The organism is Allobosea sp. P4_E12 (assembly GCF_056401655.1).
The window spans coordinates 299,593-319,027 of record NZ_JBFUIY010000006.1 but is presented as its reverse complement, the minus strand read 5'-3'; the positions used below and the strand labels follow the sequence as shown (position 1 = coordinate 319,027).

Annotated in this window: 17 protein-coding genes; 3 read left to right on the top strand and 14 right to left on the bottom strand. The window is 65.7% G+C overall.

Annotation, left to right across the window (positions count from 1 at the left end):
* Positions 1-62: 62 nt before the first annotated feature.
* Entirely contained in the window at positions 63-2,153 is a 2,091-nt protein-coding gene (locus tag AC1DW9_RS10415; protein ID WP_476776651.1) for a catalase, read from the bottom strand.
* 335 nt (positions 2,154-2,488) lie between these two features.
* The gene (locus tag AC1DW9_RS10410; RefSeq protein WP_476776652.1) at positions 2,489-3,565 is read right to left on the bottom strand and encodes a D-alanine--D-alanine ligase family protein; all 1,077 of its coding nucleotides are present in this window, start codon (positions 3,563-3,565) and stop codon (positions 2,489-2,491) included.
* A 247-nt stretch (positions 3,566-3,812) separates the two neighbouring features.
* Here AC1DW9_RS10410 and pdxR point away from each other — a divergent pair, with 247 nt between their 5' ends.
* A complete protein-coding gene (gene pdxR, locus AC1DW9_RS10405) occupies positions 3,813-5,318 on the top strand; it encodes a MocR-like pyridoxine biosynthesis transcription factor PdxR (protein ID WP_476776653.1) in 1,506 nt (501 codons plus the stop codon).
* Between the two features lie 39 nt (positions 5,319-5,357).
* On the opposite strand, the gene AC1DW9_RS10400 is transcribed toward pdxR, so the two are convergent.
* The 3 genes from AC1DW9_RS10400 to AC1DW9_RS10390 all read right to left on the bottom strand — a co-directional run bounded on the left by AC1DW9_RS10400 (position 5,358) and on the right by AC1DW9_RS10390 (position 7,302).
* Positions 5,358-5,759, bottom strand: coding sequence for a GFA family protein (locus AC1DW9_RS10400; RefSeq protein WP_441488373.1), 402 nt, complete (start codon positions 5,757-5,759; stop codon positions 5,358-5,360).
* A gap of 97 nt (positions 5,760-5,856) precedes the next feature.
* Positions 5,857-6,117, bottom strand: a complete 261-nt coding sequence (locus tag AC1DW9_RS10395) for a hypothetical protein (protein ID WP_441488374.1) — start codon at positions 6,115-6,117, stop codon at positions 5,857-5,859.
* Positions 6,118-6,429: 312 nt separating this feature from the next.
* Positions 6,430-7,302, bottom strand: a complete 873-nt coding sequence (locus tag AC1DW9_RS10390; protein WP_476776654.1) for a DMT family transporter — start codon at positions 7,300-7,302, stop codon at positions 6,430-6,432.
* A 152-nt stretch (positions 7,303-7,454) separates the two neighbouring features.
* Between AC1DW9_RS10390 and AC1DW9_RS10385 the strand changes: the two genes are divergently transcribed.
* Entirely contained in the window at positions 7,455-8,072 is a 618-nt protein-coding gene (locus AC1DW9_RS10385; RefSeq protein ID WP_476776655.1) for a TetR/AcrR family transcriptional regulator, read from the top strand.
* An 89-nt stretch (positions 8,073-8,161) separates the two neighbouring features.
* On the opposite strand, the gene AC1DW9_RS10380 is transcribed toward AC1DW9_RS10385, so the two are convergent.
* The 9 genes from AC1DW9_RS10380 to AC1DW9_RS10340 all read right to left on the bottom strand — a co-directional run bounded on the left by AC1DW9_RS10380 (position 8,162) and on the right by AC1DW9_RS10340 (position 18,251).
* Complete coding sequence (locus AC1DW9_RS10380) at positions 8,162-9,649, bottom strand: mannitol dehydrogenase family protein (protein WP_476776656.1); 1,488 nt, start codon at positions 9,647-9,649, stop codon at positions 8,162-8,164.
* 4 nt (positions 9,650-9,653) lie between these two features.
* Positions 9,654-10,412, bottom strand: a complete 759-nt coding sequence (locus tag AC1DW9_RS10375; RefSeq protein ID WP_441507931.1) for a glycerophosphodiester phosphodiesterase family protein — start codon at positions 10,410-10,412, stop codon at positions 9,654-9,656.
* A gap of 31 nt (positions 10,413-10,443) precedes the next feature.
* Positions 10,444-11,334, bottom strand: coding sequence for a sn-glycerol-3-phosphate ABC transporter permease UgpE (gene ugpE / locus AC1DW9_RS10370; protein WP_441488379.1), 891 nt, complete (start codon positions 11,332-11,334; stop codon positions 10,444-10,446).
* Between the two features lie 15 nt (positions 11,335-11,349).
* Positions 11,350-12,354, bottom strand: coding sequence for an ABC transporter permease subunit (locus tag AC1DW9_RS10365; protein ID WP_476776657.1), 1,005 nt, complete (start codon positions 12,352-12,354; stop codon positions 11,350-11,352).
* Positions 12,338-13,651, bottom strand: a complete 1,314-nt coding sequence (locus AC1DW9_RS10360) for an extracellular solute-binding protein (RefSeq protein ID WP_113517495.1) — start codon at positions 13,649-13,651, stop codon at positions 12,338-12,340. Before AC1DW9_RS10360 ends, AC1DW9_RS10365 begins: the two co-directional genes overlap by 17 nt.
* 184 nt (positions 13,652-13,835) lie before the next feature.
* Positions 13,836-14,783, bottom strand: a complete 948-nt coding sequence (locus AC1DW9_RS10355) for a sugar-binding transcriptional regulator (protein ID WP_476776658.1) — start codon at positions 14,781-14,783, stop codon at positions 13,836-13,838.
* Between the two features lie 6 nt (positions 14,784-14,789).
* On the bottom strand, positions 14,790-15,464 hold the full coding sequence (locus tag AC1DW9_RS10350; RefSeq protein ID WP_476855080.1) for an HAD family hydrolase: 675 nt from the start codon (positions 15,462-15,464) through the stop codon (positions 14,790-14,792).
* Positions 15,465-15,540: 76 nt separating this feature from the next.
* Positions 15,541-17,001, bottom strand: coding sequence for a xylulokinase (gene xylB / locus AC1DW9_RS10345; RefSeq protein ID WP_476776660.1), 1,461 nt, complete (start codon positions 16,999-17,001; stop codon positions 15,541-15,543).
* Positions 17,002-17,210: 209 nt separating this feature from the next.
* Positions 17,211-18,251 carry a zinc-dependent alcohol dehydrogenase gene (locus AC1DW9_RS10340; protein ID WP_476776661.1) on the bottom strand — a complete coding sequence of 347 codons (1,041 nt, stop codon included), beginning with the start codon at positions 18,249-18,251 and terminating at the stop codon, positions 17,211-17,213.
* A 217-nt stretch (positions 18,252-18,468) separates the two neighbouring features.
* Between AC1DW9_RS10340 and AC1DW9_RS10335 the strand changes: the two genes are divergently transcribed.
* The gene (locus AC1DW9_RS10335; RefSeq protein WP_476776662.1) at positions 18,469-19,416 is read left to right on the top strand and encodes a sugar-binding transcriptional regulator; all 948 of its coding nucleotides are present in this window, start codon (positions 18,469-18,471) and stop codon (positions 19,414-19,416) included.
* Positions 19,417-19,435: the final 19 nt, after the last annotated feature.

The window sequence follows — 19,435 nt, the reverse complement described above, 5'->3', positions numbered from 1 at the left end:
CACCGTTCTGCATGGTGGGCCCATCCCGCAGGCCGAGCCTTGCGGGTTCCCGACCTTCCGGCTCAAGCCAGGGTACGAACCTTTGGCTCGCGGCCCCATTGGCGCGTGCAGGCGGGGGCAAGAAAGGCCTGAGCCTTGGCACCGAGCTCCACGACGCCCGCATCCGCGACGATGCCCGCCTTGTCGAGGAGCGGTTTCGCTTCGGCGCTGAAGCCGATCGCCTTGAGATGGCCAAAGGCGTCCTTGGCGAAATCGATGGCTGCGCCCTCGCTGAGCAGGGCTGCGCAACCTGCTTCGGACAGCACGAGGGCGATAGCGTCGAACATCACCGACGGCGTGCCCGCCAGTTGACCGTCGGCCTTCAGCGTCCTGCCGCCCTTCAAGGTCACGCCGCCGATCCTTGGCGCGACGATCTTGACCGTGCCGCCCTCGCCCTCGACGGCCTTTCCAAGCATGTCGATCAAGGCTCCGTCCGCCCCGTCCGAAACCAGGACACCGACCACCCGGCCCTTCAGCGTCTCGGGATACTTGCCGACGATGCGCAGGGCTGGCGAAACCTCCATGTCCTGCGGGGCCACGGCCGGCGCCGATGCCTTGGGCAGCGCCATGTTCATGCCGTCCGCGACGCGACCGGCCAGTGTCTCGTCGACATTGCGTAGATTGGAGAGAACCCGCAAGCGGACATGGTCGAGCGAGACCTTCGACAGCTCGAAGACCAGCGCGCTGGCGATGTGGGCCTGCTCGATCTCCGTCTGCGATCGAAAGAACAGACGGGCGTGCGAGTAATGGTCGGCGAAACTCTCCGAACGCAGCCTGAGCTTCGTCTCCTCCACCGGCAGGGCGAAGGTCCGGAAGCCGCCGTTCGGATCCTCGCGCGGCCCGCCGTCCTCGCCGGCCTCGCTGAGGCTGTTGGGCTCGTAATTCGCGCGCCCCGTGAACACCTTTGTCTGCATCTGCCCGTCGCGCTGCAGATTCTGGAAGGGACAGCCCTTGGCCTTGTTGATCGGGATCTGGTGGAAGTTGACGGTGCCAAGGCGCGAGAGCTGCGTGTCCTGATAGGAGAAAAGCCGCCCCTGCAGCAGCGGATCCTCCGAGACATCGATGCCCGGCGGCATGTTGGTCGGCAGGAAGGCGACCTGCTCCGTCTCGGCAAAGAAGTTGTCCGGGTTGCGATTGAGCACCATGCGGCCGATGAAGCGGATCGGCACGAGCTCCTCGGGTATCAGCTTGGTGGCATCGAGAATGTCGAATGGCAGCGCGTCCGCCTCCTTCTGGCTCAGGAGCTGGACACCGAACTCCCATTCCGGAAAATCACCCGCAGCGATGGCTTCATGCAGATCGCGACGGTGATAATCGGGATCGGCACCGGCGATCTTCACGGCCTCGTCCCAGCAAGTCGATTGCGTGCCGAGCTTCGGCCGCCAGTGGAACTTGACGAAGGTCGGCTCATCCTTGTCGTTCAAAAGCCGGAAGGTGTTGACTCCAAAACCCTCCATCATGCGCAACGAACGCGGAATGGCCCGGTCCGACATCGCCCACATTATCATGTGGGTGGCCTCGGGCATCAGGCCGATGAAATCCCAGAAGGTGTCATGGGCGCTGGCGGCCTGCGGATATCCGCGATCGGCCTCCATCTTCACGGCGTGAATGAGATCGGGAAACTTGATCGCGTCCTGGATGAAGAAGACCGGGATGTTGTTGCCGACGAGGTCCCAGTTGCCCTCCCGGGTGTAGAACTTGACCGCAAAGCCACGCACATCGCGCGGCGTGTCGACAGAACCGGCGCCGCCCGCGACGGTCGAGAAGCGCGTGAACAGCTCCGTCTTGACGCCGACTTCGGTGAGGATCCTGGCGCGGGTGAATTCGGCCAGCGACTCAGTCAGCTCGAAATAGCCGTGCGCCGCCGAGCCGCGTGCATGGACGATCCTCTCGGGAATGCGCTCGTGGTCGAAATGCTGGATCTTTTCCCGGAGCACGAAATCCTCGAGCAGGGTCGGGCCACGCCGCCCCGCCCTGAGCGAGTTCTGGTTGTCGCTCACCGGCACGCCGTGGTTCGTCGTGATCCGCTTGTCCGGGGCAGAAGCGGTCTGGTGCGTCTCGCCCCCGTTGCCTGGGTTTGCCTTCGGCGCTCCCGTCGATCTTGATTTGCTCATGATGGCTGCCCGTCGCTGGCTTGCAAGTCGTCGGGGCCAGGTTTGGCGCCGCCCGGATCTTGCGTGTGCGGCTCCAACGTCCGAGCCAGCCGCCCGTTCCCACCGAGACCGCTCCCAACGCCCTGGTCCGGCGCCGACCGCACGGGATCAAGTGCACGCCTGCGCTGGCGGTTGCTCGCCCCGGCTCCTTGCCAAATGCTCGCCCCTCAGAGGATCGAACTGCCGAACGAAGGCCGGAGTTGCCGGCAATCATCCGTTGAGAACAGCGACGCCGATCGGTCCGTTGCTCCAACCGCTGCTCGCCTCGGCGGCACTGATCCTGTTCACCGTCAGTGTCAGCCGGCCCGGCCAGCGCGCGCCAGACCATGCGACACGAGACGATCGAGGATTTCGGCATAGCTCACGCCGCTGGCGGCCATCGCCTTGGAATACATGCTGATATTGGTGAAGCCCGGAATCGTGTTCACCTCGTTCACGAGGCACTGCATATCCGCCGTCAGGAAGAAATCGACGCGCGCCATGCCATCGCAGCCGAGAGCCCTGAATGCCCTGGCGGCCATCTCCCGCATCTGCGCCTCGACCTCTGCGGGCAATTCCGCCGGCACCTTCAACGCCGCACCGTTCTCGTCGATATATTTGGCGTCGTAGCTGTAGAAGCCGTGGCTCTCGGCCGGAACGATCTCTCCGGGCCGGGACACGAACAATCCGCCCCTTTCATCTTCCAGCACACTGAATTCGATCTCGCGCCCCTGGATGAATTCTTCGGCAAGCAGCTTGCGGTCATGCCGGAACCCTTCGCTCAGCGCCGGCCTGAATTCCTGGCTTCCGGAGACCTTTCTGACGCCGATCGAAGAGCCCTGCCGGGCCGGCTTGATGAAGAGCGGCAGCCCAAGCTCGCGCTCCAGGGCCGGAAGGTCAGGTGCAGTATCGTCGCTGATGGTCACGGATCGGGCGACCGGAAGGCCGGCTGCCCGCAGCAGGCGCTTGGCGATATCCTTGTCCAGCGCCGCCGCAGAGCCGAGGATGCCGCAGCCCGCGAGCGGCACGCGCGCGACTTCCGCAAGCCCCTGTATCGAACCGTCCTCGCCATAGAGCCCGTGCAGGACGGGAAACAGGATGTCGATCGTCCCGGCATCGACCATCCTGCCGCCGGCCTCGATGGCGATCATTCGCCCGCGTCCGCCCGGGACGAGGGAGACCTCCGTACCGCTCTCGGGTTTGGCGAGCATGCCCCCCTCGAGGCGGCTCAGCAGCCATTGCCCTTCGCGCGTCACGAAAATCGGTACCGCATCATATTTCGCGGGCTCCAGGGCCTTCATCACATTGGTGGCCGACAGCACGGACACGTCATGCTCGGCAGAGCGTCCGCCGAACAGCACGGCAATCCGCAATCGGGGCGAAGACATCGACATCAGGAACTCCAGGAGATTCGCTTTGCAGAAGGCTCAAAAACCGACCGCGAAGCCGTGATGGGCGAAGACGCGGTCGAAGAGGGCCTGCAGCGGCGTGGCGCCTGCATCTCCATCCCTGCTTCTCCTCGTCGATCTGCGGCGGCACTTTGAAAGTGGCTCAATCAGAATGCATTATTGATTCAATTTACAGAGCCACTATACGATTCCACCCTGAGCCACTTGGTGAGCCATTTGGATGGGAGGCTTGATGAACCTGAAGCGGCGCAGGGAAAGCCCATCGGCTCGCTTTCAGCCGGGTATTAATCCATCCTCCCCGGCATCCCTGGCGCGGCAGCTCTACCTTGCCCTGCGCGGTGCGATTGCCGACGGCCGGTTGGATGCGGGACAGCGCCTGCCCTCGACCCGCCTGGCGTCGCAGGAGTGGAAGCTGTCGCGCGGCACCATTGCCGAGGCCTATGAGATCCTGATCGCCGAGGGCTATGCCATCGCGCGCCACGGGTCGGGCACCTATATTTCTGCAGGCGTTCCGGATGGGCTCTTGAGAGCCGGTGAACGCAAGGAGCCAGCGGCTCATGCGACCAGCCGCGCGCTCTCGCAAGCGGTCACGCGGGTTCTGACCTGCGGACCCAGCCTCGAACCACAAAGGCCCCTGCCGTTTGTGACGGGCCGGATCGCCCATGATGAGCGCACCGCCGGCCTCCTGAACCGCATTGCCGGCCGGCACATGAACTACGCCTTTGAAGGCTACGGCGATATTCAGGGGGAGCCCGCGCTTCGGGCTGCGATCGCCGCTCACCTAGCCGTTTCACGGGGGGTGCGCTGTACGCCTGATCAGCTGTTCATCACGGCCGGAACGCAGCAGGCGCTCGACCTGGCCTTTCGCGTGCTGGCCTCGCCTGGCGACAGCGTCGTTGTCGAGGACCCGTGTTATCCGCCGGCCAGACAATGCCTGACTCTCAATGGCGCGCAGATCGTCGGCCTGCCCGTGGATCACGAGGGGGTCATGACGGAGGTCCTGGCGACCGGCTCGCTGCAACCACCGGCGCTGTTCTATGTGACGCCGTCAAACCAATATCCGGTCGGCTCCGTTCTATCCCTGCCGCGGCGGCTCGAGCTTCTCGCCTATGCAAGGGAGCATGGCTGCTGGATTGTCGAGGACGACTATGACAGCGAATTTCGCTATGACGGTCACCCGATCGCATCGTTGCAAGGCCTGGATCAGGCCAATCGTGTCCTCTACACCGGCACGTTCAGCAAAGCCCTGCTGCCGAGCCTGCGCCTTGGCTATCTCGTGGTCCCAGCCGATCTGGTGCCGGTGTTCCGGGCGGTGCGCCCGGCGCTTGACCGCTGCCCGCCGACCTTCCAGCAACGTGTCGTCGGCGATTTTCTCAATGAGGGCTATTTTCCGGCGCATCTGCGCCGCCTCAGGGAGCGGCTGCGCGCTTCGCGGGATCTGCTGACGGGCCTCCTGAGGGACCGTACCAGCGAGCATCTTGCCGTCGTCGTTCCTGATCAGGGCATCAATCTCACCACACGCAGCACGGGGACCTGGAGCAACGACAGGGCTGTCTCCGCGGCTGCTTTGGCGAAGGGCGTCGTCGTCATGCCGCTGTCCCGGATGAACGTCGCATCCTCCGATACATCGAGACTGCTGTTCGGATTTTCCGGGCTTTCCGAGGCGGAAGCCGATCTCGGAACGCGGCTTCTGGCGGAGGTGCTCGACGGTACGGATTTTCGCAAGGCGCCCGATTGAGGCGGCAATCCGGGAGGCGCGAGGCCGGTATCCGACCGCTCAGTCCGGGTCTCGCGGAAACGCCTGGATGCCGGTGGGCAGCGCAACCCATCCATGCCGCCGGATGTCGTAGACGGACACCTGGGGCAGCGGGAAATCCGGGTCGCCGAAGGCGCCGACAGCAACCGAGACCGACCCGGTCGCCCCCTCCTCGCCGTGGAAGAGATTGCTCCCGCAGACCGGGCAGAAGCGGAATTTGAACGCCGCTCCCTGGTCGCCGGTACGAACATATTCGGACGCCCGCCCGGCCACCGTGTAGGGAGCGGCGAAGCTGGCCAGATAGGCGAAAGCGCTTCCCGTTCGGCTCTGACATGCCAGGCAATGGCACAGGCCGACCCCACGCGGCTCGCCTTCGACGGTGATGCTCAGCTGGCCGCATGTGCAGGAGGCGACGCGTTGCATGGGATCTCCCGGACCTTCCAGGGCCGCCTGTGCACAGCGGACGCCCATTCGCCGCGCGGTCTCCTGTTGCAGCAGCGCGCTACGCGCCCGCGGGGGCTCAGTGCTTTGACGACCGGTGCTGGCCCGACTGGCGCTGCATCTCACCGGCCAGGCTTGTCTCGGAAGGGTGCCGCGTATCCGTCAGGGGCCTGCCGTCCCGCACGCAATAGCCCTGGGCCCGGCCGGCCAGGATCCATTGCTCGATCTGCTTGCCCAAAGCGTCGCCCTCGTCGTCATGGCCTGCGAGATAGTGCTCGCGCTGGGTTCGCTCCATGCGCTCCAGCACGGCCATCCAGTCTGTGTAGGTGGCTTTCGTCATCCCGGCCTCCCCTGCTGCAATCCCCGCGAAGCATGAATTGTGCCTGTCCGATATTCCTCCAGTCCGCCCGCGATCGAGCGCCGCAATCCATCCCATCTCTGCCCATTCCCGGACGACAGGGTCTGCCATATCCGACCACGCGTCCACGCCCGGTCAAACAAAAATCCGTGTTGGTTCATGGCCCGCCGATCGGGCTCGCTGATCACACCGGACATTCCAGGGCCTCGGGATGATCAGGGGGCCCGATCCGCAAGCGTAGCCAGACCCGACGTTTCGAGCCGACCTGAACGACCGGGCTGGCCGCATGTCACATCAGGAACGGCTCAGCCGGCGGGTCCGCGTCAATTCGATCGCCGTATGGCAGACGACCGCTGCGAAGATGACTGCGCCCCCGATGACCGTGGCAACCGGCGGTTTCTCGGCCAGCAGGAGCCAGACCCACAAGGGGGTCATCACGATCTCCGTGGTCCCGATGAGCGCCGCCTCGGCCGGCGGCAGGTGACGTGCGCCCATGATGAAGAGCACCAGGGCTATCGAGAAATTCGTGGCGCCGAAGGCCGCAAGCACGACCCAGTTATGGAGGTCGAGCGAACCAGCCGAGCCGAAAGGGGCAAACAGCACGAAGGTCAAAAGCGCGCTGACGATGATGGGCGGCAGCGCCGGCAGGTCCGGGTTAAGCCTTGGCAGCACGATGACCATGGCGAACGAGGCCGTCATGACGAGGGCAAGCAGGTCTCCGACGACCCGCCCGCCGCCGATCGACGACGCCATGATGATGCCGACCCCGATCAGGCAGACCGGGCCCGTCGCCAGCGTGCGCCAGGAGGCGCGCTCCTTCAGGAGCAGCCAGCCCAGCAATGCGGCAATGAACGGCGCTGTCGCATAAATCGCGGCCACGTTGGCGACGCTGGTCGTGTAATAGGCACCGATGAAGCTCGCCTGGCTGATCGTCTGGCAGGCGATCATGGCCAATCCGGCCGGCTGCACGACCGTCCGCCAGTGCCGGCGCGACAGGCCGCCGCCGAGAAAAAGCAAGGGCCCGATCAGGAAGAGGCCGGCGAACAAGGAGCGCCATCCGATCGCCGTCCAGACATCGGTGGTCAGCAGGCGCGAATAGAGCCCGCTGGCGCTCCAGCAGATCGTCGCCGCCAGGACGAGGAACGTCCCCCTGGAGCGCTCGCTCATGTGTGTCGAATGCTGGGTCAAGCGCTGTGTCTGCCGGTGCGTCGGGTTCGGGGTCGTGGCGGGTCTTGTGGCGCGGGACTATGCGATTGTATAGCTACTATGCAAGCGCATAATATTGATCTGCTGACCCTGACTGCATCGGAGGCACAGTGATGACGGCGACATTCAGGCGGGCCCCCGACTTCAACCGGCGCGCCGACCTGATCGAAGCCGCGCTCGACTGCATCGCGGAGCTCGGCATCCAGGGCACGACGGTACGCGCCGTGGCTGCCCATGCCGGCGTCAGCAACGGCCTGATCCGGCACCACTTCGCTTCGAAGGACAATCTGATGGTCGAAGCGTACCGTCGGACGATCGAGATCATCACCGGACCGCCTCTCGCGATCGTCGAGACGGAGGGCAGCGCGCATGAGAAGCTGCGCCGTTTCATCCTCGCGAGCATCAGCGGGCCGGTCGCCGATCCTCGCGTCCTGTCGCTATGGGCGACCTTCATCAGCCAGGTTCCGATCAACCCTGCCTTCGCCGAGGTGCATCGCGACAAATATCTCGCCTACCGATGCGCCTGCGACCACCTGATCGGAGAAGTGCTGACGGCCGAGCAGCGCAATCCAGGCCCATCTGAGCGGCAACGCCTCAGCATCGCGCTCAACGCCGTGATCGACGGCCTCTGGCTCGAAGGGTGCCTCAGCGCAGAGGAAATCGACGAGAAGCTCCAGGCGGAGATCGGGATCAAGACCATCGAAAGACTGCTGGACATCAAGCTTGGCTGATAAGCCAGATTCCCGCCCCGTTCCGCGAACCGGACTAGCCTGATGCCCCGATTGTAGCCTAGCAGCGCGGCGCCCGGACGCCGACGCGCTCAGCCCTGGGCGCTGCGGGCCAGATAGTGGTCGAGGCTCGCCCGCGTGCCGACGTGCCAAATTCGTTGCAGGGCCTGACCAAAAGCCTCCCGGAAGCGCGGGTCGTCCGCCAGATCGCCATAGACATCCCGCATCGCGAGCCAGGACTCCGGCTGGGTTCTGGCCTTGCGGGCCTGCTCCGTCAGCCTTTGCCAGCTCGGATCGTTCGGCGCGATCGCCTGCCCGCTTTCGGTTTCGCCATAGCAATAGCGGCACCAGAGCGCGGTGACGAGCGCGAGACCGTCGATCCTGCGACCCGCACCGAGCGCGTCGCGCAGCGTCGGCAGGATGAACTTGGGCTGGCGGTTCGACCCGTCCAGGCAAAGCCGGCGGATCGTGTCGCCGATCTTCGGATTGGCGAAGCGCCGCTCGATCGTCCGCCGATAAGCCCCGAGGTCGGTATTGGGCACAGGGGGCACGAGCGGGATGATCTCGTGATCGAGCAGGGCCCGGAGGAAACGCGCGATCTGCGGGTCCTCCATCGCCTCATGCACGAAATGGATATCGAGCAGGCCGGCGGGATAGGCGATCGCCGCGTGCCCGCCATTCAGGATGCGGATTTTCATCAGCTCGAAGGGCGCGACATCGGCGACGAATTCGACACCGACCTGTTCGAGCCGCGGCCGCCCGGCGGGGAAGCGATCCTCCAGCACCCATTGCCGAAAATCCTCGCAGAAGACCGGGCGCCGGTCGTCGATGCCGAAATCGCTGCGCAGGGCCGCGCGCTCGCGCTCCGAGGTCGCGGGCGTGATGCGGTCGACCATCCCGTTGGGAAAGGCGACGCTCTCGCGGATCCAGTGCGCGTCGGAACGGTCGACCAGTTCCACCAGCCCCGCGACGGCATTCTCCGTGACATGGCCATTGCCCGGCAGGTTGTCGCAGGACATCACCGTGAAGGGCGCAAGGGCGGCGGCGCGGCGCTGCAGCAGGGCGGCGCCGATCAGCCCGAAGGCGGTCTTCGGAGAGGCGAGCCTATCGGCGGCATCCGCAATGATATCGGGGTGGTTCGCGTCGAAGGCCTGCGTCGCCGGATCGATGTAGTAGCCGCCCTCGGTGACGGTGAGCGAGACGATCCGCGTGCGGGCATCGACGAGGCGAGCGAGCAGCCCTGCCCTGTCGCCGGGCGGGATGAAATCGATCATCGCACCGGTGATCCGCGCCTGCGCGGAGGTCGCGTCCTGCGCGACGACCGTGGTCAGGAAGTCCTGGGCGGCAAGCTCGCGCCCCATCGCCGCATCGCTTTCCTGCACGCCGGTGCCGATGATCGCCCAGTCGCGATCGAGCCCGCTCTCGAAGAGTTCGTCGAGATAGCAGGCCTGATGCGCGCGGTGGAAATTGCCGACGCCGAAATGGACGATGCCGGCGCTCAGATCCTCCGGCCGATAGCGCGGCCGGGCGACCGCGCTGCCGATTTCGCCGAGCCGGGCCCGCGACAGAGTGACGGCCATCGCCTCACCCAGCCTTCGCGGCCAGCAATTGCAGGGCGAGATCGGGGCGATCGCTGGTGATCTGCGCGATCGGCTGCCCCAGCCAGTAATCAAGCTCGCGCAGGGTGTTCGGCACCCAGACACCGAGTTTCTCGCGCCCGACAATGCCCAGCGCACGATCGAGTGCCAGCCGCAGCAGCGACTGCTCGACCGCGATGATGCAGCCGAGATCGACGAAGCGCCGCAAGGTGGCATCAACGCCGCCGAAGGCTTCGCAGGAGCGGCGATCGACCGAAGCGAGGCGGCGCATATGCGGGGCCTTCGCCCGGATCTCCTCGATGACCTCGGGAACGAAGCAGGTCAGGACGACGCGCGAGGCCATGCCTCTGGCCTCGACCAGGGCGATGACCTTCTCCAGCAGTCCCGCATGGGGATTGCCGAGCGCGTCCATCTTCATCTCGATCTCGAGCTCGATACCGGTCGGCGCGAAGACGTCGAGCACGGCCGCCAAGGTCGGGATCGTCTCGCCCAGCGTGTCGTTGAGCCGAACCTTGCGCAGCGCCTCGCGGGAGAGCCCGGCGACCGGCCCCTTATGGTCCGTCGTGCGCTCGAGCAGCGGATCATGGATCACCATGATCTCGCCATCGGCGGAGAGATGCACGTCGAGTTCGACCGCGTCGACCTTGAGGTCGCAGACGTTCTTGAGGTCGCAGACTTGCCGGAAGCCGCTGAGACTGTTCTCCGCCCAGATATTGCGCGCGCCGCGATGTCCGATGATCCGCATGATGAGAGCCTTGGCTTTATGGTGCTGGCCGCTACTTGCCGCTGTCGACAAGTCCCTTCACGAACCAGCGCTGAAGGAGAAGGATGACGAGGGTCGGCGGCAGCATCGTCAGCAGGGCCGCGTTCATCAGGAGATGCCAGGTCGGCAGCGAGTCGGCCTGCGGCATCAGCTTCTTCAGCCCGATCACGGCATTGGCCATGGCGGGCTCGGTGGTGAGCAGCAGCGGCCAGAGATACTGGTTCCAGCCCATCAGGAAGAGGATGATCGCGAGCGCGACGATGTTGGAGCGCGAGAGCGGCAGCAGGATCAGGCGGAAGAACTGCCAGGGGCTGGCGCCGTCGATACGGGCGGCCTCGCAGAGTTCGTCCGGAATGGTCAGGAAGAACTGGCGGAACAGGAAGGTCGCGGTGGCCGAGGCAATCAAGGGCAGGATCAGGCCGGAATAGCGGTTGACCATGTTCCAGTCGAGATCGACCAGGACCTGCATGCCGAGCCATGAGCCGAGGATGTTGAGCGGCAGGGCGACATTCGCCGCCGATTCATAGGTCGGGACGATGCGGACCTCGATCGGCAGCATCAGCGACATGAAGATCAGCCAGAACACGGTCAGCCGGAAGGGAAAACGGAAATAGGTGACGGCGAAGGCCGCGATCACCGAGACCGAGAGTTTTCCGATGGTGATGCCGCTGGCGATGATGAAGGAGTTGAGCAGGAGCCGGCCGAAATTGGCGCTGCTCAACACGGTCTCCAGATTCGTGAAATAGGCGTCGCCAGGCAGCCAGGACATCGGCACCCGCATGACCTCCTGCTGGGTCAGCGTTCCCGTGACGAAGACGAAATAGAGCGGCAGGCAGACGAGTGCTGCGCCGACCAGCAGGATGAGATGGCAGACGACATCGAGGACGGGCGTGCGCTCGTTCATGCTCAGGCGCTCCCCTTACACGCTGTAGTTCACGCGCCGCTCGATGAAGCGGAACTGCGCATAGGTGAGGAGCAGGGCCAGCCCCATCAGGATCACGGACTGGGCGGCGGACGAACCGAGATCGAGCGTGACGAAACCGTCCTGATAGACCTTGTAGACCAGGATCGAGGTCGCTCCGGCCGGGCCGCCGCGCGTCGTCGCGTCGACGATGGCGAAGGTCTCGAACAGCCCGTAGACGAAATTGATGACGATCAGGAAGAACAGCGTCGGCGCGATCATCGGCAGCGAGATGCGCAGGAACCGCTGGATCGGCCCGGCCCCGTCGAGATAGGCGGATTCCAGGATCGAATGGGGCACCGAAAGCAGCGCCGCGACCAGGAAGATGTAGTTGTAGCAGATGTGTTTCCAGGACGCCGCCATGACGATCAGGGCGAGCGCATGCGAGGAATTGCGGTTCGGATCCCAGTCGAAGCCGAGCCCCTGCAGCATATGGGCGACCGGGCCGACGCGCGGGTTGAACAGGAAGGCGAGCATGATGCCGGCGATCGCGGGCGCGATCGCATAGGGCAGCAGCAGGATGGTGCGGTAGGCACCGCGCCCGCGCAGGATGTGGTTCGAGGCGAAGGCGAGCAGCAGCGCGAGCGACAGCGTCAGCACGTTCTGCGCGACGGTGAACACGACCGTGACCTGGACCGAGGACCAATAAACGCTGCTGCGGAACAGCCGCTCGAAATTCTGGAAGCCGACCCATTGCGTCGTCGCGCCGAACGGATCGGTGAGCTGGAACGCCTGGATCAGCGCCCTGACGGAGGGGATGAAGAAGAACAGCAGGAGGATGAAGAGCTGCGGCGCCAGCAGCCAGAAGGGCAAGCGCCATTCCGTGAAATGGGCCCGCTTCAAGCCGCTCTCGGCCTGCCCGTCGGAGAAAGCCGGAGCAGTCCGGCGCCGCAGCAGCCAGCGCAAGCGCCAGCCGCCGGCAGCCGCCGCGGGAAGCTCCGCCGCGCTATTTCTTGCCAGCATTGAGCTGCTCGTAGCGGCGCAACGACTCGTTGCCGCGCGAAACGGCATCGTCGAGCGCCTGCTGCACCGGCTTGCGGCCGAGGAAGGCGGCCGAGACCTCTTCCATGATCGCGACATTGATCTGGTTGCTGTTGCCGATGCGGAAGCCCAGAGAATTGTCGCTCGGCGTGCCGCGCATCAGCTGCACGACCGCGATCTCGCGCGTCGGGTTCTTCTGGTAGTAGCCCTGCGCCTTGGCTGCGTCATAGGCGGCGACCGTGACCGGCACATAGCCGGTGGCCTGGTGCCACCAGACCTGCGTGTCGGTCTGGGCCAGGAAATTGTAGAAGGCGCCGATCGCCTTGTACTTCTCCGGCGTGTGCCCCTTCAGGGTCCAGAGTGCCGCGCCGCCGATGACGCTGTTCTTCGGCGTCACACCCTGCTCGAAGGGCATCTCGGCCGCGCTCCAGTCGAATTTGGCAGCGGCGACGACGGCGGCATGCGAGGCCGTCGAGGCGATGATCGTCGAGCATTCACCCGAGGTGAAGAGCTGGATCGGGATGACGCCCTGCCCCGCGAGCTGCATCACGCCGGGGCCGATCAGGCGCTTCATCCGCTCGACCTGGCCGACGAGCTTGCCCTTGTTGAAGACGAAGCTGGTGTCGAGCCCGTCCATGCCGTTGCGCTTGGTCGCATACGGGATGTCGTTCACGGCGCTGTAGTTTTCCAGGAAGCTCCACTCGTAGTCGCCCGGCAGCACCATGGCGCATTTCGACACGCCCTTGGCCTTGATCGCTTCGAGCTGCGGCTCGAGCTCCTGCCAGGTCGCGCCGGGCTTGTCGAAGCCCGCGGCTTTGAAATGGTCGCGGTTGTAGAACAGGATCGGCGTCGAGGAGTTGAACGGCATCGCCTGGAGCTTGCCGTCGATGGCGTAGTAGCTGACGACCGGCGCGATGTATTTCTTGACGTCGATCGGCTGGCCCTGCTGGGCCATCAGTTCGCTGGTCGGGATGATCGCCCCCGAATTGACCATGGTCAGGAAGGAGCGCTCGTTCGACTGCACGATCTCCGGCTGGCGCTTGGCCCGATAGGCGGCGATCGTGCCGTTCAGGACCTCGTCATAGGTGCCCTTGCCGACCGCCTTGACGACATAGTCCTTCTGCGAGTCGTTGAACTTCTTGACCAGCTCGTCGACGCGTTCGCCGAGCGTGCCGCTCATCGCATGCCAGAACTCGATTTCGGTTGCCGCCTGGGCGCAGGACAACCCCGCCAGAAGCATCGCACCCGCACCAGCGAGCGCACCAAAGACAGGTCGCATTCAAAGCCTCCCTCGTCGGTTTATATGAGCATCTGCTCTTGATTGAAGCATATGCTCGCACACTCCGCTTCTATGTCAACCATCGATGACAAAGCGATGACGGCCGCCGGCAATCGGGGGCACGGGCCGGACATCAGGACGAAGCGGGAGTGAAGCGATGGACGCAGGGAGCTGCCAGCCGGCCTCAGAGCGCCAGCAGGGCGCGCGCCGTATCCTCGTCCGTGACGAGGCCATTGATGAGACGACCGCTGAGCGCGGCACGCAGGGGGGCGACCTTTGCCGTGCCCTGCCCGATGCAGATCCGCAGCCGGTCGCTGCCGGGCTCCGGCGGCACGGAGGTGACCCGCAGATTGGTACCGCGGTCGAGCAGCCTGCCCTCACCGTCGAAGACCCAGCCGGTGACCTCGCCGACCGCGCCGTGACGGACCATTTCGAGCAATTCGCTGCGCGTCATGAAACCGTCCCGATAGAGCACGGCATCCTCGCCGATCTGGCTGATGCCCATCAGCCAGAGATCGGCCTCGCCGGCGATGGCGCGGATGCGCCGGATCGCCTCGATCTCGATCAGCTGCGCCCGCTCCTCGGGACTCGAGACATAGAGGGGCAACGGCATCGGGAAATGCTGGGCCTTGGTGATCTCGGCGAGCTTGACCAGCGTGTCGAACGGGCTGGCGGAGCCATCCGGCGAGATCGTGCCGACCAGCGAGACGAGCCGGTGCAGCGGGCAGGACATCGGCGACACCCGCTCGATGCTGGCGCGCATCGAGCGCCCGGTACCGAGCGCCATGACCAGCGATTTGCGCGAGCGCAGCCAGCGCTCGATCAGCACCCCGCCGAGCGAGGCGACGCCGGCCGCAGCCGTCTCGGCCGAGCCGTCGGAGGGCGCGATCTCGCAGTGCTGCAGCTCGAAACGATCGCGCAGCCGTGCCGCAAGCTCCATGCAGGCGCCGATCGGATGGCTCATCTGGAAGCTGATCAGCCCCTCGCTGCGGCTGAGCGAAACCAGGCGCTGCGCGGCGGGGCGCGAAATGTTCAGGATCCCGGCGATGTCGTCCTGGGTGCGGCCGGCAATGTAGTAGAGCCAGCCGGCGCGGGCGGCATCGTCGAGGCGCGCGCTGTCATTATCGGCCATGGCGCGTCAGCCCGCCGTTGCAGGCAGCGCGAGCTCGCGCCAGGCGCCGAGCAACCTGTCGGCTCCGGCCTCGACCAGGGCGCGCCGCTGGTCCAGCACCGCGAAGTGACTGCCGGCGGTCAGGCCATAGGCGGTCATTCCCGCCGCCTTGGCGGCGAGCACGCCGCTGACGCTGTCCTCGATGACGAGGCAGCGCTCGGGCGCCACGCCGCGTTCACGCGCCGCGAGCAGGAAGAGATCGGGCGCGGGCTTGCCGCGCTGGACGCGCGTCGTGCTGAAGATCCGCCCCTCGAACAGATCCCAGAGCTCTGTCTTGCGCAGGCAATGCTCGATGCGCTCCTCGTCGCTGGAGGACGCGACGCAATAGTCGACATCGAAGGCCTCGACCGCCTCGCGCACGCCGGCAAGGGGCTGCAACGCCGCGCTGAAGGCGGAGAAGAGCCGCACCCGCCAGTCCTGCCTGAAACTCTYCGGAGCCGGCCGGCCGGTCATGCGCTCATAATCCTCGACGACTGCGCTGGCGGGTCGCCCGAGATAGCGCCGCATCACCGCTTCCAGATCATAATCCGGGTCCAGTGGCGAGAGAATATCGACCAGGGTGCGGCAGCTGATCGTCTCGCTGTCGACGAGCACGCCGTCGCAGTCGAGGATGATGAGGTCGAAGCGTGGATGCGGAGCCATGAGACAGCAACAATCTTGAACGGATGCTCCGATCAAGAGCATCCGCTCGCGTTTCTGTCAAATCCTGCAGCCGCGTCTACTGCATCGTGCGACTGAATTCTGCGGCGCTCTGCCAATCGTCGTAGCGCTCCCGATAGGCCGCAACGAGATCCCGCTGCGGATTGAAAATCTCGGGGCTGCCCAGGGGTTGGGTACAGATTTCGCCGGAGTTCTCGCCGGTGCAGGCCAAGCGGGCGAGCCGCGCCGCCCCGAAGGCGGCGCCGGTCTCGGTCTGAGGATAACGATGCAATCTCATGTCCAGGACGCTGGCGAGGATGGAGAGCCACAGGCCCGAACGCGCGCCGCCGCCAATGACCACGGCTTCCATGATCGGCCCGCCCGCGCTTTCCAGCGCCGCCTTGCCGTCCCTGAATGCGAAGGCGACGCCCTCCAGCACCGCCTGCGTCATGGCATTGCGGCCGGTTTCGTGACCGAGACGGGCGAAGCCGCCGCGCATCTGCGGGTCGTTATGGGGCGTGCGCTCGCCGGAGAGATAGGGCGTGAACAACACCGGCGATGGCGCCGTGACGGTCTCGCCGAGCGCCGCCAGCAACTCGGCCTCTGTATGCCCCGTCACGTTCGCCCACCAGTTCAGGCTCGCGGCGGCGGAGAGATGGACCGACATCTGGTGCCAGAGGCCGGGCAAGGCATGGCAGAAGGCATGAACGGCCCTGTCAGCCCGCGGCTCGAAACCGGCGGTGGTACGCCAGAGCACACCGGATGTGCCGAGCGACAGGAAACTCGCCCCGGCGGCGACGGCGCCCAAGCCAACCGCGCCGGCCGCATTATCGCCTGCCCCTCCGGCAAAGAGCGGCGGTGAATCAAAGCCGAGTTCTCGGGCGAGATCCGCGCGCATCCGTCCGGCGGGCTGCGAGCCCTCGACGAGGGCTGGCATCTGGCTGCGATCGAGCCCGGTCGCAGCAAGCATCCTCTGCGACCAGTCGCGGGAACCGACATCGAGCCAGAGCGTGCCTGATGCGTCCGACATCTCCTCGATCGCCTCCCCCGTCAGCACAAGGCGCAGATAGGCTTTCGGCAGCAGGACCTTTCGGATGCGCCGGAAGAGACCGGGCTCATGCCGGCGGACCCAGAGCAGCTTTGGCGCGGTGAAGCCCGGCATCGCGATGTTGCCGGTGATGGCGCGCGAGGCCGGCTCGGCCGCCTCGAGCGCGGCGCATTCCGCGCTGGCGCGGCCATCATTCCAGAGGATGCAGGGACGCAGCGGCCGGTCGGCCTCGTCCAGGAGAACCGCGCCATGCATCTGCCCGGAGAGCCCGATGCCCCGGCAGAGACGAAAGGCAGCCGGAGCAGCGTCCCTCAGGTCGTGCAAAGCGCCCAAGGCGGCGGCGACCCAATCGCCCGGCTCCTGCTCCGACCAGAGCGGCTGCGGACGATGCACGGTGAGCGCGCGCGCCGTATCGGCGACGACGCGTTGTTGCCCGTCGACCAGGATGGCCTTGAGCGACGAGGTGCCGAGATCGATGCCGATATAGCTCACGTCAGGCGCCACCTAGCCAGTGTCGGACGCCCATCATGTTTCCACGAGCGCTTCGGTCATCGGACCGGATATCGTGTCCGGTCTGATGATCTAAGCTTATGTGTTTGCATCGGCTTTCCCGAAAACCGCAATCCACTTTTCGGGCCGATGCTCTTATGTGCTTGCATCGGCTCTTCCGAAAACCGCGATTCACTTTTCGGGCCGATGCTCTAGCGCGCGTCATCAGCGGGCCCTCGCGGGTAGATCAGGCTCTTCACCATGCCGGGCTCATTGGCGGCGTGGCGACGAAAGGCGTCGGGTCCGTCGGCAAGCGAGAAGCGGTGGCTGACGACCGCATCGACATCGACCTTGCCCTGCGCCACGAGTTCGATCGCCCGGGGGTAGACATGGCCCATGCGCCGCGAAAACTTGATGGTGAGGCCGCGCCGGCGGGCTTCGGCGGCGGGAACGACATAGCTGTCGCCATCCGGGATGCCGACGAGCACGACCCGCCCGCCGATGCGCGCGGCGCGAATGGCATCTCGAAAGCCTTCCGGTGCGTTGGTGGCCTCGATCACCAGCGGCATGCCCTCGCCCTTCGTCCAGTCCGCGATCTCGGCAACGCTGGCGCCGGCCTTGCTCGCGCCGAGCTTAAGCGCCAGCGCGCGCCGATGCGGCTGCGGATCGCAGGCCAGGATTTCGCCGACGCCGACGGCCCGGAGCACCTGCAGGATCAGGAGCCCGATCGGGCCGCAGCCGATCAGCGCGACGCGTTCGAGCAGGCGGGGCTTGGCGAGGTCGACCGCATGGATCGCGACGCCGAGCGGCTCCAGCATCACGGCATCGCTCGGCGTGAAGCGTTCCGGCACAGGAACGATCTGCGATTTCGGCACCCAGATCCGCTCGGTCATCGCGCCATCATGCGGGGGCGCACCGATGAACACGACCTCGGGGCAGAGATTGGGGTGGCCGTCACGGCAATGCTGGCACTGGCCGCAGGCCTGGTTCGGATCGACGGCGACCAGCGCGCCCCGCGCCAGGCCAAGCTCCGGCAGGTCCTCGGTCAGCCAGCCGCTGAACTCGTGGCCCGGCACGAAAGGGGCGGCAATCACGGCCGAACCAATGCCGCCATCCTTGTAATAATGCAGGTCGCTGCCACAGAGCCCGACGGCAGCGACATCCAGCAGGGTTTCACTGGCAGCCCCCTCGCGCAGGTTGAACGGCGCGAAGCGCGCATCACCTGCGGCGTGAAGAAAGATGGCGTGGGACATTGCGCAATGCACTCCGGCTTCGCATAGACCTTCAACAAATGTATTTTTGTATTTACATTAGTGATGGTCAAGGCAAATCCGCAGCGGCAGGCCGCATCGCTGTGCGTTGTCGCAGCAAACGAAAGCGATGTAAGCCCGGTGCAGGAACGCAATCTCGACCGGTTCCGCCGCGAAGGGCTGGCGGTCTCGACGCCGCTCTCGCCCTTGGGATGACGCGATGCCGGAGGATCCGCAAACCCAGGTCAGGGCCGCCTGGCTCTATTACATGGAAGGCCTGACCCAGGCGGATATCGCCGACCGGCTGAAGATGACGCGGTTGCGGGTCAACCGCCTGCTGAACGAGGCGCGCAACAGCGGGCTCGTGAATATCACGATCAATTCGCGGCTGGAGAGCTGCGTCAGGCTGGAACAGGCGCTGGTCGAGGCGTTCGGCCTCAAGGACGCGATCGTCGTGCCGACGCCGAGCGACCCGGCACAGATCTCCGCGCAGATCGGCAAGGCGGCCGGCGAGCTGGTCTCGCAGATCATCGACGAGCATCCCTCGGGCGTCTTCGGAGTCGGCTGGGGCGGGACGCTGCGCGAGACGATCCGGCATGTGCGGGCCGGCCAGTATCGCGACCTGACCGTGACCTCGATGATGGGCGGGCTGACCTATGGCATCGAAATCAACACGTTCGAGATCGCCAGCCATTTCGCCAGGCTCTGGCAGGCGGAGTGCCATTATCTGGCGGCGCCGATCTATGCCGGCACGCCACAATCGCGCGACACCATCCTGGCGCAGGACGTGTTCGAGGCCGCCTTCGCCCGGATCCGCGCGACCGATGTCGCGATCCTCAGCGCCGGCGATCTGAGCGAGCGTTCGCTTTTGGTGCGCTACGGACTACCCGGCGAGGTCGGCCCCAGGGAATTGGCGGAGCATGGCGCGGTCGGCGACATGCTGGGTCAGTTCATCGACGCTGAGGGCAACGCGATCGACCACCCGATCAACCGCCGCGCCATCGCCCTGCCCCTGGACGGCCTGCGCCGCATCCCGACCGTGATCCTGGCATCCGGCGGCACGAACAAGGCCGCGGTGATCGCAGCCGCACTCCGCGCCAGGCTGGCGTCCGTGGTGATCACCGATGAAGACGCCGCCGCGGCGGTGCTGGCGCTGCATCGGGGCTGACGCGTGAGCGCGCGAGGCG

Coding starts and splice junctions, on each gene's coding strand:
- AC1DW9_RS10415 (WP_476776651.1), bottom strand. CDS start 2,153: ATGAGCAAATCAAGATCGACGGGAGCGCCGAAGGCAAACCCAGGCAAC.
- AC1DW9_RS10410 (WP_476776652.1), bottom strand. CDS start 3,565: ATGTCGATGTCTTCGCCCCGATTGCGGATTGCCGTGCTGTTCGGCGGA.
- pdxR (WP_476776653.1), top strand. CDS start 3,813: ATGAACCTGAAGCGGCGCAGGGAAAGCCCATCGGCTCGCTTTCAGCCG.
- AC1DW9_RS10400 (WP_441488373.1), bottom strand. CDS start 5,759: ATGCAACGCGTCGCCTCCTGCACATGCGGCCAGCTGAGCATCACCGTC.
- AC1DW9_RS10395 (WP_441488374.1), bottom strand. CDS start 6,117: ATGACGAAAGCCACCTACACAGACTGGATGGCCGTGCTGGAGCGCATG.
- AC1DW9_RS10390 (WP_476776654.1), bottom strand. CDS start 7,302: ATGAGCGAGCGCTCCAGGGGGACGTTCCTCGTCCTGGCGGCGACGATC.
- AC1DW9_RS10385 (WP_476776655.1), top strand. CDS start 7,455: ATGACGGCGACATTCAGGCGGGCCCCCGACTTCAACCGGCGCGCCGAC.
- AC1DW9_RS10380 (WP_476776656.1), bottom strand. CDS start 9,649: ATGGCCGTCACTCTGTCGCGGGCCCGGCTCGGCGAAATCGGCAGCGCG.
- AC1DW9_RS10375 (WP_441507931.1), bottom strand. CDS start 10,412: ATGCGGATCATCGGACATCGCGGCGCGCGCAATATCTGGGCGGAGAAC.
- ugpE (WP_441488379.1), bottom strand. CDS start 11,334: ATGAACGAGCGCACGCCCGTCCTCGATGTCGTCTGCCATCTCATCCTG.
- AC1DW9_RS10365 (WP_476776657.1), bottom strand. CDS start 12,354: ATGCTGGCAAGAAATAGCGCGGCGGAGCTTCCCGCGGCGGCTGCCGGC.
- AC1DW9_RS10360 (WP_113517495.1), bottom strand. CDS start 13,651: ATGCGACCTGTCTTTGGTGCGCTCGCTGGTGCGGGTGCGATGCTTCTG.
- AC1DW9_RS10355 (WP_476776658.1), bottom strand. CDS start 14,783: ATGGCCGATAATGACAGCGCGCGCCTCGACGATGCCGCCCGCGCCGGC.
- AC1DW9_RS10340 (WP_476776661.1), bottom strand. CDS start 18,251: ATGTCCCACGCCATCTTTCTTCACGCCGCAGGTGATGCGCGCTTCGCG.
- AC1DW9_RS10335 (WP_476776662.1), top strand. CDS start 18,469: ATGCCGGAGGATCCGCAAACCCAGGTCAGGGCCGCCTGGCTCTATTAC.